This window comes from Streptomyces sp. NPDC052721, assembly GCF_040678315.1.
In the GTDB taxonomy this organism is placed as follows: domain Bacteria; phylum Actinomycetota; class Actinomycetes; order Streptomycetales; family Streptomycetaceae; genus Streptomyces.
The window spans coordinates 24,533-38,458 of sequence record NZ_JBFATL010000051.1 but is presented as its reverse complement, the minus strand read 5'-3'; the positions used below and the strand labels follow the sequence as shown (position 1 = coordinate 38,458).

The window sequence follows — 13,926 nt, the reverse complement described above, 5'->3', positions numbered from 1 at the left end:
GTCCGACGGGACGGGCATGATCCTGTTGGGGGCCTGCGCCGGGTGGTCGCTGATCACCGCGGCGGCCCACGGCGGACGGCCCGAGGGCATGCTGCTCGCGGTGCTCGCCGTGGCCGCCGGGTATGCCGCGGGCCGGGTCTCCGGTGCGCTGCTGCCGGTGGCGGCGCCCAGCGCCGGTGCCGCGGCGGGACTCGCCCTGGCCGTGACACTGCCCGCGCTCTCCCCCGGTCCCTGGTACGCCGCCCCGCTCGGGCACGCCGGTGCCACGGCCGCCTTGCTCGCGCTGGCCACCGGCGCCGCGTGCTGTGCCGCCTGGGCGACGGCCGTACCGGCCCTCCGGCTGGCGCTGTGGGCGCTGGCCTGCGCCGTCGTGACGGCCGGGGCGGTGCTGGGGTCGACGGCGGGCTGTGTGGCCGGCGCGGCGGTCCTGCTGTGCTCACTCGCCGCCGGCTCGGCGCGCGGCCGGGGCGTGTGGCTGGCGGGGACGGCCGTGGCGGCGGGCCTGGTGGCGGCGACGATCTGGGCGGTCGCCGGGGACGCGCTGCCCGGCGGCCTGGCCGGGGCGCTCGAAGGCCGGTTCACCGCGCACCGGGTACGGGTGTGGCGGGACGCCCTGTGGCTGGCGGGCCGGAACAGCGGTCTGGGCATCGGCCCGGGCCGGTTCGGCGACCTGAGCCCGGCGACACCGCGGACCCCGCTGTCCGACGGCAAACCGCACTCGGCCCCCCTGCAACAGGCGGCAGAACAGGGCCTGGTCGGAGTGCTCCTGCTGGTCGCCGTGTTCTGCTGGGTCCTCTACGCGCTGTGGCGCGCCCCGCGCCCCACCCCCGTCGCCCTCACCGCGGGCGCGGCCCTCGCGGCGCTGGCCGCCCTCGCCTCGGTGAGCAACGCCCTCAGCTTCACGACGGTGACGTCAGGCGCGGCCCTCCTGGCCGGCTGGGCCACGGCCCGCCCGTGGACGGGCGGGCCCCCGGCGCCGAGACTCTGACCGAGGCCGGTGGGCGCCATGAGTGACGAACTCCTGGCGCGGGCGTCCCGGCGAGACGGGTCAGGCCGCCGTCCCCGGCTTGATCGTCCGCAGGCGGTCCCTGATGGCCCGTACCGCCGCTTCGGCGTTGTCCACGGTGATCGTGAACGTGTGGCCGTCCCACAGGCGCAGCACGATGCCCTCGCCACGGCGTACGACCACCGCGGTGCCCTTCTCGGGGCGCCAGCGGTAGCCCCAGCCGCCCCAGTGCCGGGGGGTGACGAGTGCGGTGAAGTCGGCGCCGGCCACGTGGGAGAGCGGGATGCGGCGGCGCGGCAGGCCCATGTGCCCGCAGCGCACTTCGACGCACTCCTTGTCGAGCTTGAGGTCGACGTGCACGAAGGCGAGCGTGCCGAAGAGGACCAGCAGGCCGGCCGCGATGCAGCCCACGACCGACATCACGAGCGGGGCGATGCCGGAGCTCCAGGCCGAGTCGACGGCCAGCTCGATGCCGAGCGCCATACAGGCGGCACCGACCAGCGCCAGCAGCCACTGGACCCGGTTGGTGGCGCGTCCCGTCCAGACGTCCGGGCGCGGGGTGTCGTCGGCGTCGGGGTGGTCCCTCATGAGTACGAGGTTACTCAGGTTTCGGTGCGCGGGTAGGGCGTGGCACGGGGTGACTGGCCCGGCCGGGGCACGGCGGACCGCACCGCCGGGCCGGTTCCGCGCCGGTCAGCGGACGGGGCTGACGGCCTGGAGGAAGCGGCCTTCCTCGTAGGACAGCGCCGTGTCCGGGAGGGTTGCCTCGCGGCCGCTCAGCAGCACCGTCAGCGTGGTGTCGGCGACGGCGGCCGGGACCGACTCCGCTCCGATCCGGCGCAGGGCCTGGGCAGCCACCGCCCCGGCGGTGCCGTGCAGGATGAGGGGCGGGCGGCCGGGCCGCTGGACGGCCGCCCGGATGCGCTCGGCGACCAGCTCGTAGTTGGTGCAGCCGAGGACGAGCGTGGTGACGTCGTCGGGGGTACGGGCGGCGGCCGAGGCGATGGCGGCGTCGATCGCCGCGTCGTCCGCGTGGTGCACGGCGTCCGCGAGGCCGGGGCAGGCCACCTCGGTCACGGCCACCCCCGCGGCGAACTCCTCGATCAGGCCGCGCTGGTAGGCGCTTCCCGTGGTGGCCGGGGTCGCCCAGATCGCGACGGGCCCGCCGCCCGCGGCGGCCGGCTTGATCGCCGGTACGGTACCGATGATCGGCAGGTCCGGCTCGAAGCGGGCCCGCATCGCCGGCAGGGAGTGCACCGACGCCGTGTTGCAGGCGACGATCAGGACGTCGGGCTCGTGGGCGGCGGCGGCCTCGGCGACGGCGACGGCCCGCTCGGTGATGTCCTGCGGGGTGCGCGGTCCCCAGGGCATGCCGTCCGGGTCCCACGACAGCACGAGATCGGCGTCGGGTCGCAGTCGACGTACCGCGGCGGCGGCGGGCAGCAGGCCGATTCCGGAGTCCATGAGCGCGATCTTCACCCGGCCACGATAGACGATGCGTCCTCGGGAGCCGGCCGGGTGGGGCAGACTGCGGCCGTGAGCGCCTTCCTGTGGATCACCGTCGTATCACTGGCCGCCTGGTGCTGGCTGCTGCTGGGCCAGGGCTTCTTCTGGCGCACGGACGTGCGGCTGCCGCGGCGCCGGGACCCGGACGTGTGGCCGTCGGTCTGTGTGGTCGTACCGGCCCGCGACGAGGCCGCCGTGCTGCCTGTCAGCCTGCCGTCGCTGCTGACGCAGGACTATCCGGGGCGGGCGGAGGTCTTCCTGGTGGACGACGGCAGTACGGACGGCAGCGGGGACCTGGCCCGCGAGCTGTCCCGGCGGCACGGCGGGCTGCCGCTCACGGTGGGATCGCCCGGGGAGCCGCCGGCGGGCTGGACGGGCAAGCTGTGGGCGGTGCGGTACGGCATCGGGCTGGCACGCGCGCGTGACCCCGAATATCTGCTGCTGACGGACGCCGACATCGCGCACGCGCCGGACAGCCTGCGCGAGCTGGTGGCGGCGGCCGGCACCGGCGGCTTCGACGTCGTGTCACAGATGGCGCGGCTGCGGGTGGCGAGCCTGTGGGAGCGGCTCGTGGTCCCGGCGTTCGTGTACTTCTTCGCGCAGCTGTATCCCTTCCGGTGGATCGGCCGGCCGGGCTCGCGCACCGCCGCCGCGGCGGGCGGCTGCGTCCTGCTGCGCGCGGACATGGCCGAGAAGGCGCGCGTCCCGGAGGCCATCCGGCACGCCGTCATCGACGACGTCGCGCTCGCGCGCGCGGTGAAGGGCTCGGGCGGTCGCGTCTGGCTGGGGCTGGCCGACCGGGTGGACAGCGTGCGCCCCTATCCGCGGCTGCGCGACCTGTGGCGGATGGTCGCGCGCAGTGCCTACGCGCAGCTGCGGCACCGACCGCTGCTGCTCCTCGGTACGGTCGCCGGGCTCGCGCTGGTGTACCTGGTGCCGCCGGCGGCCGTGGCCGTGGGCGCGGCCGGCGGCGCCGCGTCGGTGGCGCTCGTGGGGGCGGCGGCGTGGGCGGTGATGGCGGGGACGTACGTGCCGATGCTCCGCTACTACCGGCAGCCGCTGTGGCTCGCCCCGCTGCTGCCGTTCACCGCGTTGCTCTATCTGCTGATGACGGTCGACTCGGCCGTGCAGCACTACCGCGGGCGCGGGGCCGCCTGGAAGGGCCGCACCTACGCCCGCCCGGACGCCGTGGCCGACGAGGGCTGAGCCCGGTTCACTTGCGGCCGGGGGTCCAGTTCATCCCCCAGCCGTAGGCGCGGTCTACGGCCCGCTGCGGGCTCGATCCGCGTTCCGGTACCAGATACCGCGCCTCGCGCTGGACGAGGAGGTCGCCGCCGGTGTTGGTGATCAGGGCGAGCGCGCACACCGGAGAGTCGACGGTGCACTCGTCCAGCGAGAACTCGATGGGTGCGCCGTGCTGCGGCTGCAGGGTGACGGTGGCGTGCAGGTCGGCGAAGGAACGGGCGCCCTCGTAGATGGTGACGAAGACGAGGACGCGCCGGAAGTCCTGCCTGTGGTCCAGGTTGATGGTGAGGTTCTCGCCGGCCGCCAGGGCCCCGGTGCGGTCGTCGCCGTCGAGGTGGATGTACGGCGGCCGGTGGAGCGAGCCGAAGGCGTTCCCGAGGGCCTGTACGACTCCCTTGCGGCCGTCGGTGAGTTCGTACAGCGCGCACAGGTCGAGGTCGATGTCGCCACCGCCGCCCCAGCGGCCCCGTCCCGCGGACTGTTTGCGCGTCTGCCAGTTGAGGTTCACCCGCATCGCGCCGGAGGTGCCGCCCTGCTTGGCCAGCGAGACGGAGGGGGCCGCCTTGGTGAGGGTGACCTTGGAGAGGCGGACGGGCTGGGCCGGGGGCGGCGGGGTCGGGGCCGTGGTGGGGCGCGGTGGGGTGGCGGGCGCGGCGGGCGGTGGGGTGTGCTGCGGTGCGTCCACGGTGATGCCGAAGTCCGTTGCCAGGCCTTCGAGTCCGCTGCTGTAGCCCTGGCCCACGGCGCGGAATTTCCAGCCGCCCTGGCGGCGGTAGAACTCGCCGAGGACGAAGGCCGTCTCGACGGTCGCGCCGGGGCTGTCGAAACGGGCGACCACCTGGCCCGAGGCGGCGTCGGTCACCTCGATGGAGAGGTCCGGGACCTGCCCGAAGGTTCCGCCGTCGGCGGAGGCGGCGAGGACGATCCGTTCGACGGCGCCCTCCACGCGCGCGAGGTCGGCCAGCAGGGTGTCGGTGACCCGTCCGCCGGCCGTCCGCTTGCCCTCGTGGCGTACCGCGCCGGAGGAGTGCGTGGGCTGGTTGTAGAAGACGAAGTCCCCGTCGGAGCGGACCTTTCCGGCGGCGAGCAGCAGTGCCGAGGCGTCGGCGTCCGGAACTCCGGGGCCGGAGCGCCAGCCCACTTCGACGCGCAGCGCCGTGGTGGGCACCGGTGTGTTGGATCCTTTGGGCATTGACATGTCCGCCCCCATCACGTGTCGGCTTCCGGGTCTCGCCCCGCGTCCGTGTCGTCCCTGCCCCCACAACCTATTCCGGGGTGGGCCGCATGCCCATGAGCGGCACAGGAAGATCGCCGGTCAACCGCCGGTAACCCGGGACGAACTCGGCCTTTACATGATCCAAACGTGGATCTGCGTCCCTTTTTGCCAAGTTCGCTCGTATTGGGGATCCCAGGCTCTTGCCGACACGGAAAACAACCCTCTTATCGGTCTCCCCAACCAGCACATCGTGGGCTTAACTTATGTGCCATGACCTCCCCCCGCTCCACTTATGGTGGCGGCTACTACTCCGCCTCCTTCCCGGACACCCCGATCTACGACTCGCTCGTCGCCGAGCGGGGCACCCCGCAGATCGCCCCGATCCGGGTCCCCGCCGCCTACGACACGGGCAGCAGCCTGCCCGCCCTGCCGTCGGCCCTCCCCGCCCTCCCGGCGGCCCCGGCCCAGCAGCAGCCCCCCGCCTACGGCTACCCGCAGCAGCAGCCCGCACCGCTGCAGCAGGCGCCCACGGCGTACATCCCGCAGCAGGCGAGCGCCCCGCGCGGCTATCCCGGTCCGCAGGCACAGCAGCAGCAGCGGCCCATGGCGCCGGGCAACGGGTACGAGGCCATGCGCCCGGCCGCGCCGCGGCCCGCGCCGGCTCCCTACCAGGACCCGTACAACAACCAGCAGTACCGCGGGTACTGACCGGCGGGTCCCGGCTGTCGGTGCCGCCTGGCACGATGGACGGCATGGGATACGCCGAAGTGGAGTCGATCCACGTCCACCCGGTCAAGGCGTTCCGGGGCGTCTCGCCCCGGGAGGCCGTCGTGGAGCCCTGGGGCCTGGCCGGTGACCGACGCTGGACGCTGATCGACCACGGGGGAAGGGTCGTCACACAGCGCGAGCAGCCGCGTCTCGCCCTGGCCGCCGCCGAGCCTCTGGCCGGCGGCGGCCTTCGTCTGTCCGCGCCCGGTCGGCCGCCGCTGACGGTGGAGGTGCCGGAGCCGACGGCGACCGTGCCGATGAACGTGTTCGGCACGAAGGTGGAGGGGGTCCCGGCCGACCCGGCCGCGCACGCCTGGTGCAGCGCCTATCTGGGGTCCGAGGTCCGCCTTGTCCACATGGACGACCCGGCCCACCGCCGCCCGGTCGACCCCGAGTACGCCCTGCCCGGCGAGACGGTGAGCTTCGCCGACGGCTACCCCCTGCTGGTCACCACGGTGGCCTCCCTTGACGCCCTGAACTCCCTGATAGCGCGGGGGCCGGACGCCCACGAGGGCCCGCTGCCCATGAACCGGTTCCGGCCGAACGTCGTCGTCGCGGGCACCGAGCCGTGGGCCGAGGACCACTGGACGCGGATCGCCGTCGGCGAGGTCGTCTTCCGGGCCCCGAAGCCGAGCGGACGGTGTGTGGTGACCACCACCGACCAGGCCACGGCCGTACGCGGCCGGGAACCGCTGCGCACCCTGGCGCGCCACCGCAGGATCGGCGGCGGGCTGCTGTTCGGTCAGAACCTGGTGCCCCTCTCCACCGGCACGATCAGGGTCGGCGACCCGGTGCGGGTGCTGGGGTAGGGACCGGCTCGCGCACGGCCGTCGGTGATGATCCGGCGGACCGGGAACCAGGGGGCGGGCGCCGGTCGTTGAGCGAGCGTGAGAAATTCGTGAGAGGCCGCGTGCGTCAGGTACCGCGGCGGACGTGAAGCGCCCTCACCCGGCCCGGTCAGGGGGCGAGCGCCGATGCCGGGGATCATGACGGGCCGGAAGGGGGTGGGGACATGCGAGAACTCAGTGGGCTGTGGCGCTGGCGGCGCAATCCGCTGTGCCGCGCGACCGATCTGGCCGAGGCGTGGGTGGCCCTGGTGGCGCTGCTGCTGATCGCCGTGGCCGCACCCGTGACCGGCTGTCTGGTCGGTGCCGCCGCGCAGGACTCGCTCCAGCGTTCCGTACGACAGCAGCAGCACACGCGCCATCCGGTCACGGCCACCGTGGTGCGGGAGATGGGCGGCGCGCTGCCGGAGTCCGACCCCGACACCACCTCCGCGCGCGAGACCGGCAGCCGTGTCCTCGCGGACTGGACCGCGCCGGACGGCACCCCGCGGCACGGCCCGGTCCTGGCGGACCTCAAGTCCCCGCACCGAGGGGACCACTTCCGGCTCTGGACCGACCCGCACGGCCGAATAACGACCCGCCCGCTGGACTCCGCCACGGCGACGACGCACGCCGTCCTCGCGGGATTCGGCGCGGCCCTGCTGACCGCGGCCCTGGTCGAGGGCGGCCGGCGCCTGACCGTCTGGCGCATGGTCCGCCGGCGGTACGCGCGCTGGGACCAGGCCTGGGACCGGGCGGGCCCGGACTGGGGCAAGGCGGGCACCGGCAGCTGACGGCCTTCCGGCTCTGGTCAACTCGGCGTGCACGCACGCGCTACGGTGGACCGGCCGAAGCGCATTCGGCGACAACCCGCGGGTGCGTGAACCCCCGGGGCGCACAGGTCTCCAGGGGCGCGGACGCGCTCACGCCCCGAGGGCCGAGCACGGTCGCGGTCCGGGCACCGGCGGCAGCGCCCCGGCGGGCAGCGAGCCATCAGTACGACGAGGTGGGGGCACAGCAACGCCATGGCACAGGGCACGGTCCAGGTGACGCACACCGGTACTTCGCGGTGGCGGCGCCGCACGGGTGAGTACGCTTCGCTCGCCGCCGCCCTGGAGGCCGCCGCCGACGGCGACGTCCTCACCATCGCCCCCGGCACCTACCGGGAGAACCTCGTCGTCCAGCGGGCGGTGACACTCCGTGGACCCGAGGGCTCGTCCGGCTCGGTGCGGATCGCGCCGGTGGACGGCGTTCCGCTCACCGTGCGGGCCTCGGCCGTCGTGCAGGACCTGCACGTGGAGGGGCAGGACGCGGCGGCGCCCGCACTGCTGGTCGAGGAGGGCACGCCCGAGCTGATGGACGTGCGGATCGTCACGCGGTCCGCCGCCGGCATCGAGGTGCGCGGCGGCGCCCGCCCGACCGTGCGCCGGTGCACCGTCGACAACCCGGCCGGCATCGGCATCGCCGTACTCGACGGCGGCGGCGGGGTGTTCGAGGAGTGCGAGGTCGTCGCGGCCGGGCAGGCGGGCGTGGCGGTGCGCGGCGGAGCCCATCCCCGGCTCGAGCGCTGCCGGGTGCACCACGCCTCCGGTACCGGGCTGACCGCGACCGGCGAGAACTCCTCGCTGGAGGCGGTGGGATGCGAGATCTACGAGGTGCGCGGCTCCGGGGTACAGGTCACCCAGCGGGCCACCGCGCACCTGACCGACTGCGAGGTGCACCGCACCACCGCCGACGGCATCACCCTGGACACCGACGCGGTGCTCACGCTCGCCGACTGCCACCTCCACGACATCCCGGAGAACGCGGTCGACCTGCGCTCCCGCTCGGTGCTCACGCTGACCCGGACGACGGTCCGCCGGTTCGGGCGCAACGGCCTGTCGGTGTGGGACCCGGGGACCCGGGTGGACGCCAACCAGTGCGAGATCTTCGACAGCACCGGCGACTACCCGGCGGTGTGGGTGAGCGACGGGGCCACCGCGGTGCTGGACTCCTGCCGGGTGCACGACGTGCCGGACGCGCTGTTCGTCCTGGACCGCGGCTCCCGCGCGGACGTCGTCGACAGCGACCTGTCGCAGGTGCGCAACACGGCCGTGTCGGTGAGCGACGGGGCGACCGCGCAGCTGGACGACTGCCGGATCAGGGAGGCGGCCACCGGTGCCTGGTTCCGCGACCACGGCAGCGGCGGCACGCTCAACAACTGCAGCGTGGACGGCACCCAGACCGGTGTGATCGTCACCAAGGGCGCCGACCCGACCATCGAGCGGTGCACGGTCGACTCGCCCTCGGAGGCCGGTTTCTACGTCTCCGCGGGCGGCCGGGGCAGCTTCCTGAACTGCCGGGTCACCGGCAGCGGCGGCTACGGCTTCCATGTGATCGACGGCTGTCGTACGACGCTGCGCAAGTGCCGTACGGAGCGGTGCGCGCGCGGCGGGTACGAGTTCGCCGACGGCGGCCCTGACGCGGGATCCGGGACGGGACCGGTCGTGGAGGACTGCACCAGCGACGAGAGCGGCGGTGTCCGGGCGCCCGCGGTCCGGGAGGCGGCCGTGGAGACGGTGACGCAGTCCGCCGGCCTGTTCGGCGCGCTCCCCGGGCAGCGGGCGGCGGAGCAGACGCCGGCCGTCGCCGCGGCGGAAGCGGAGCAGCCGCAGCGCACGTCGAAGGACGTGCTCGGCGAACTCGACGCGCTGGTCGGCCTGGAGAGCGTCAAGCGCGAGGTGCGGGCGCTGACCGACATGATCGAGGTCGGCCGGCGCCGGCAGCGGGCGGGGCTGAAGGCGGCCTCCGTCAAACGGCATCTGGTCTTCACCGGCTCCCCCGGCACCGGCAAGACGACGGTCGCCCGGCTCTACGGCGAGATCCTCGCCTCGCTGAACGTGCTGGAGAAGGGCCATCTGGTGGAGGTGTCCCGGGTCGACCTGGTCGGCGAGCACATCGGTTCCACGGCGATCCGCACCCAGGAGGCCTTCGAGCGGGCGCGCGGTGGTGTGCTGTTCATCGACGAGGCGTACGCGCTGTCCCCGGAGGACGCCGGGCGGGACTTCGGCAAGGAGGCCATCGACACGCTGGTGAAGCTGATGGAGGACCACCGGGACGCGGTGGTGGTGATCGTCGCCGGATACACCGCGGAGATGGAGCGCTTCCTGTCCGTCAACCCGGGCGTGGCCTCCCGCTTCTCCCGCACCATCACCTTCGGCGACTACGGTCCCGAGGAACTGCTGCGGATCGTGGAGCAGCAGGCCGACGAGCACGAGTACCGGCTGGCACCGGGCGCGTCCGAGGCGCTGCTGAAGTACTTCACGGCGATCCCGAAGGGCCCGGCGTTCGGCAACGGCCGCACCGCCCGGCAGACCTTCGAGGCGATGGTGGAGCGTCACGCGAGCCGCGTCGCCCAGCTGCCCGACCCGACCACCGACGACCTGACCCTGCTCTACGCGGAGGACCTGCCGGAGCTGCCCTGAGCAGTCCCGTGGTCGGTTGGGGGCAGCCTGTCGAGTACGTCACGCCGAGGGTCCGGCGGCCTCGGCCCGAGGCCCCGGCTCCGGGCGCTGGACCGGCAGCTCCGGGTGCAGGCGGGTCAGCAGACGGGCCCGTTCGTGGGTGAAGGCGGGGTCCGACTGGTAGTCGGAGTGGCCGAGGATCGGGGCCGGCAGCGGGTGGTCCGGGGTGCGGCCGTAGACGAGGGGGTCCCGCAGCGGCTCGTGGTCCACGTCGGGGGTGGTGTCGTCGGAGACGCGGACGGGGCCGCCGATGGGGTCGGTGCGCCGGTAGAGGTTGCGCCAGCAGTCGATGTCGTGGTGCAGCGCGGCCAGGGCCGGCGGGCCGAAGTGGGCCGGGAACCAGCGGCCGTACAGGCGCTCCAGCGGGGAGCCGTAGGTGAGCAGGGCGACCCGCCCGCGTACGGACGGCGGCAGCTGCCAGGCCGCGGCGGCGGCGAGGACGCTGCCCTGGGAGTGGCCGGACAGCACCAGCCGGCCCCCGGTGCGCCGGGTCCAGGTGGCCATGCGCCAGGTCAGGTCCGGCACCGCGCGCTCGGCGTAGCAGGGCGGCGCGAAGGGGTGGGCGGCACGCGGCCAGAAGGTGCCGACGTCCCACAGGATGCCGATGGTGCGCCGCGCCGAGGCGTCCTTGTAGGCGCGCCTGCCCCAGGTGACGAACAGCAGGAAGCCGACACCGACGAGCCAGGAGCCCAGCGCCTGCGAGGTCTCGGCCACGGCCTGGACGAGGTGGTGGGTGCGGTGGGCCGCCCCGTCGGGCGTCTTCCGCGTGGCCAGGGCACCGGTCAGCGCCGCGGAGCCGAGGACCAGGGTGGTGGCGGTGAGTACGGCGACGACGAGCGGCATCCGGTCGGTGAGGGTGGCCATGGCCCGGGCGTGCGCGATGGCGCGGGTACGGGCCGGGTCCTCGGGCTCGCCGGGGTGCTCGCGGCGGACCCGGTCGCGTTCGGCGCGGGCGAGCCGGGCGGTGTTCAGGGCGAGCCCGGCGGCCAGGAGCAGCAGGACCGCGAGGAGCGGCGGGATGACGGACGCCTGCCAGGTCAGCAGGACCGGCGGCCCGGTGAGCACGGCGCGGGTGCCGTCCAGCCAGTCGGCGACGCGCTGGGCGACCCCGCCGGAGATCACGCCGCCCAGCGCGCAGCCGAGCAGGGCGACGGCGGGCCCGCCGAGGCCGCGCATTCCGGCGCGCGGATCGGGACGGCGCCGGTGCAGGTATCCGGCCACGGCGGCGAGAGCGACGACGAGGAGGCCCTGGGCCAGCATGAGGGCGCCGAAGGACGGGTCGCCGGGCAGCCGGCCGGTGGACTGCCAGCCGGGCCGGGACCAGCCGGCGTACACCAGCCCGAGCAGCAGCAGGGCGAGCGCGGCGAGCGGCAGGCAGCGCGCGAGGTGCCGGTCGAGCCGCTGGTCGAGCCGCCTCTCGCTGCGGCCCCGGCGGCAGACCACCGCGACCACCGCCGCCCCGCAGACGAGCAGGGCCGCGGCCAGCAGCAGGCCGAGGGCGTCCAGGACTGCGGGGCCGCCGGGCCGGTGGTCGAAGCGGGCGGCCGGGGTGGTGACGGCGGCGGCCACTGTGAGCAGGCCGGCCGCGGTGTGCGCCGCGCGCAGCCGGGCGACCAGGCGGCGCCCGTACCAGAAGCCGGGCCGGGCCAGCGCACTGCCGTGGACGGCGGGCTCGGGCTCGTCGCTGTCCGGCTCCGGTCCGCGCCTGTCCGGGACGGATCCGCCGCTCCCCGGCCCCGACCCACCGCCGGCCGAAGCGGACCCGTCGCCGGCGGGCTGCGGTCCCTCGCCGGCCGGCCGAGGCGCACCGCTGGCCGGCTGCGGTCCGTCGCCGGCCGGCACCTGGTCGTCGTGGGTCGGCTCCGGTCCGTCGCCGGTCGGCACCTGGTCGTCGTGGGTCGGCCCCGGTCCGTCGCCGGCCGACACCTGGTCGTCATTGGCCGGCTGCGGTCCGTCGCCGGCCGGCACCTCGTCGTCGTTGGTCGGCCCCGGTCCGTCGCCGGTCGGCATCTGGTCGTCGTTGGCCGGCCCCGCGTCGGGGGTCAGCGGCCGGTGGGACTCGTAGGCGCTCCAGGTGCGGTGCGAGAGGTACCACAGCAGGCCGGTCAGCGTGGTCGGCAGCGCCGCCGCGAGGGCCAGCCGGCGGCCGGGGGCGCTCCACCAGCCGCCGGCGGCGGGTGACAGGAAGTCCAGCCAGGAGTGGCGGCGCACGCAGGCCTGGACGCCCGCGCACTGCCAGGCGACCAGGTCGAGCGCCACCTCGCAGGCGGCGGCCACCAGCAGCACGGTCAGGGTGAGGGCGGTCAGGCGCACCAGGAGGCCGTAGAGCCGGACGGTGCGTGGCCGGCCGGGTGCGGCGGGGCGCATCCAGTGGGCGAGGTTCACCACCATGAACGGCAGCAGCAACAGCCACAGGGCGCGGCTGCCGTCGCCGGAGGTGAGGTTGCACCAGACGTACGCCTCCCGGACCGGTCCGCTCCGGGGCGCGCGCCCGCGCTCTGCCCCCGCCTCTCCCCCGGCGCCTCTCCCGTCCGGGGCCGCCTCGGTGTCCTCGGCGCGCCGGAAGACGGCGGCCGTGTCGTCGCCGGTCACCCGGACCGTGCGCGGGTCGCCGAGCATCTTTTCCGGCGTGGTCCCGCCGACGCCGTGCACCAGCAGTTCCAGCTCGGTCTCCGGCGGCTCCCGCCGGCTCGCGTACGGCCCGGCCGGGCGCTTCTCCCGCTGCCCCGCCGGGCGTTCCTGCGCGCGTTCCACTGTTCTCGCACTTCCCCCGTGACGCCCTGACGTCTGTGTCGTGCGCGCTTCAGGATCGCCGGTCCGGCGGTCGCGTACACCTCTCCTCACGGAATCTCCCCGAACCGTGTGACGGCGGACGGGTCGCGACGCGGTGGCGCAACCGGTGCCGACCCGTGAAAAGATGGGACGCCCGCGCACTGCCGGACAGATGGAACGTCCTGGTCGGAGCCGGTGCGCCGGGCGTGTCGGACGGATGGCGGCGAAAGGACCGGAGCGTACGTGAGCGAGAATCAGAACCTCCTCGCGGAGCAGCGCCGCGCCCTGATCCTGGACGAGGTCCGGCGCCGGGGCGGGGTACGGGTCAACGAACTGACCCGCAAGCTCGGTGTCTCGGACATGACCGTGCGCCGCGATCTGGACGCGCTCGCCCGTCAGGGGGTGCTGGAGAAGGTGCACGGCGGCGCGGTGCCGGTGGTCGAGGCGAGCACGCACGAGCCGGGGTTCGAGGCGAAGTCGGGGCTGGAGCTGACCGCCAAGGAGGACATCGCGCGCGCCGCGGCACGCCTGGTCGGTCCGGGGGCGGCGATCGCCTTGTCCGGCGGTACGACGACGTACGCGCTCGCGCAGCATCTGCTGGAGGTGCCCGACCTGACCGTGGTGACGAACTCGGTGCGGGTGGCGGACGTCTTCCACTCGGCGCAGCGCACCTCGGGGCAGCGGCAGGGGTCGGCGACGGTGGTGCTGACCGGCGGGGTGCGCACCCCGTCGGACTCGCTGGTGGGGCCGGTGGCGGACCAGGCGATCGCCACGCTCCACTTCGATCTGCTGTTCCTCGGTGTGCACGGCATATCGGTGGAGGCCGGCCTGTCCACGCCGAACCTCGCGGAGGCCGAGACCAACCGGCGGCTGGTGCATTCCGCGCGCCGGGTGGTGGTGGTCGCCGACCACACCAAGTGGGGTGTGGTGGGCCTGAGTTCGTTCGCCGCGCTGGAGCAGGTGGACACGCTGGTGACCGACGCCGGCCTGCCCGCCGAGGCGCGCGCGGAGATCTCCGAGCACCTGCGGGTGCTGGTGGCGGGCGAGCCCGGCGAAGAGGACGGCACAGACATCTGACATTCCGTC

Annotated in this window: 11 protein-coding genes; 7 read left to right on the top strand and 4 right to left on the bottom strand. The window is 74.7% G+C overall.

Features of this window, described 5'->3' with window-relative positions; all coding sequences use genetic code 11:
• Nucleotides 1-16: 16 nt before the first annotated feature.
• On the top strand, nt 17-988 hold the full coding sequence (locus AB0L21_RS34280) for an O-antigen polymerase (RefSeq protein WP_365788203.1): 972 nt from the start codon (nt 17-19) through the stop codon (nt 986-988).
• 60 nt (nt 989-1,048) lie between these two features.
• On the opposite strand, the gene AB0L21_RS34275 is transcribed toward AB0L21_RS34280, so the two are convergent.
• Entirely contained in the window at nt 1,049-1,594 is a 546-nt protein-coding gene (locus AB0L21_RS34275; RefSeq protein WP_365709312.1) for a hypothetical protein, read from the bottom strand.
• A gap of 105 nt (nt 1,595-1,699) precedes the next feature.
• Entirely contained in the window at nt 1,700-2,485 is a 786-nt protein-coding gene (locus AB0L21_RS34270) for an aspartate/glutamate racemase family protein (RefSeq protein WP_365709314.1), read from the bottom strand.
• Between the two features lie 39 nt (nt 2,486-2,524).
• On the opposite strand from AB0L21_RS34270, the gene AB0L21_RS34265 reads away from it, so the two are divergent.
• A complete protein-coding gene (locus AB0L21_RS34265) occupies nt 2,525-3,718 on the top strand; it encodes a glycosyltransferase (protein WP_365709316.1) in 1,194 nt (397 codons plus the stop codon).
• Nucleotides 3,719-3,725: 7 nt separating this feature from the next.
• Here AB0L21_RS34265 and AB0L21_RS34260 read toward each other — a convergent pair whose 3' ends face one another.
• Entirely contained in the window at nt 3,726-4,949 is a 1,224-nt protein-coding gene (locus tag AB0L21_RS34260) for a TerD family protein (protein ID WP_365788187.1), read from the bottom strand.
• 294 nt (nt 4,950-5,243) lie between these two features.
• On the opposite strand from AB0L21_RS34260, the gene AB0L21_RS34255 reads away from it, so the two are divergent.
• The 4 genes from AB0L21_RS34255 to AB0L21_RS34240 all read left to right on the top strand — a co-directional run bounded on the left by AB0L21_RS34255 (nt 5,244) and on the right by AB0L21_RS34240 (nt 10,029).
• Nucleotides 5,244-5,681 (top strand): DUF6643 family protein, encoded by a 438-nt coding sequence (locus AB0L21_RS34255; protein ID WP_365788186.1) that lies wholly within the window; start codon nt 5,244-5,246, stop codon nt 5,679-5,681.
• 44 nt (nt 5,682-5,725) lie between these two features.
• Complete coding sequence (locus AB0L21_RS34250) at nt 5,726-6,550, top strand: MOSC N-terminal beta barrel domain-containing protein (protein ID WP_365709322.1); 825 nt, start codon at nt 5,726-5,728, stop codon at nt 6,548-6,550.
• Nucleotides 6,551-6,753: 203 nt separating this feature from the next.
• Entirely contained in the window at nt 6,754-7,359 is a 606-nt protein-coding gene (locus AB0L21_RS34245) for a hypothetical protein (RefSeq protein WP_365788185.1), read from the top strand.
• 231 nt (nt 7,360-7,590) lie between these two features.
• A complete protein-coding gene (locus tag AB0L21_RS34240) occupies nt 7,591-10,029 on the top strand; it encodes a right-handed parallel beta-helix repeat-containing protein (RefSeq protein WP_365788184.1) in 2,439 nt (812 codons plus the stop codon).
• Between the two features lie 39 nt (nt 10,030-10,068).
• Here AB0L21_RS34240 and AB0L21_RS34235 read toward each other — a convergent pair whose 3' ends face one another.
• A complete protein-coding gene (locus AB0L21_RS34235) occupies nt 10,069-12,732 on the bottom strand; it encodes a hypothetical protein (RefSeq protein ID WP_365788202.1) in 2,664 nt (887 codons plus the stop codon).
• 351 nt (nt 12,733-13,083) lie between these two features.
• Between AB0L21_RS34235 and AB0L21_RS34230 the strand changes: the two genes are divergently transcribed.
• Nucleotides 13,084-13,917 carry a DeoR/GlpR family DNA-binding transcription regulator gene (locus tag AB0L21_RS34230; RefSeq protein ID WP_365709330.1) on the top strand — a complete coding sequence of 278 codons (834 nt, stop codon included), beginning with the start codon at nt 13,084-13,086 and terminating at the stop codon, nt 13,915-13,917.
• Nucleotides 13,918-13,926: the final 9 nt, after the last annotated feature.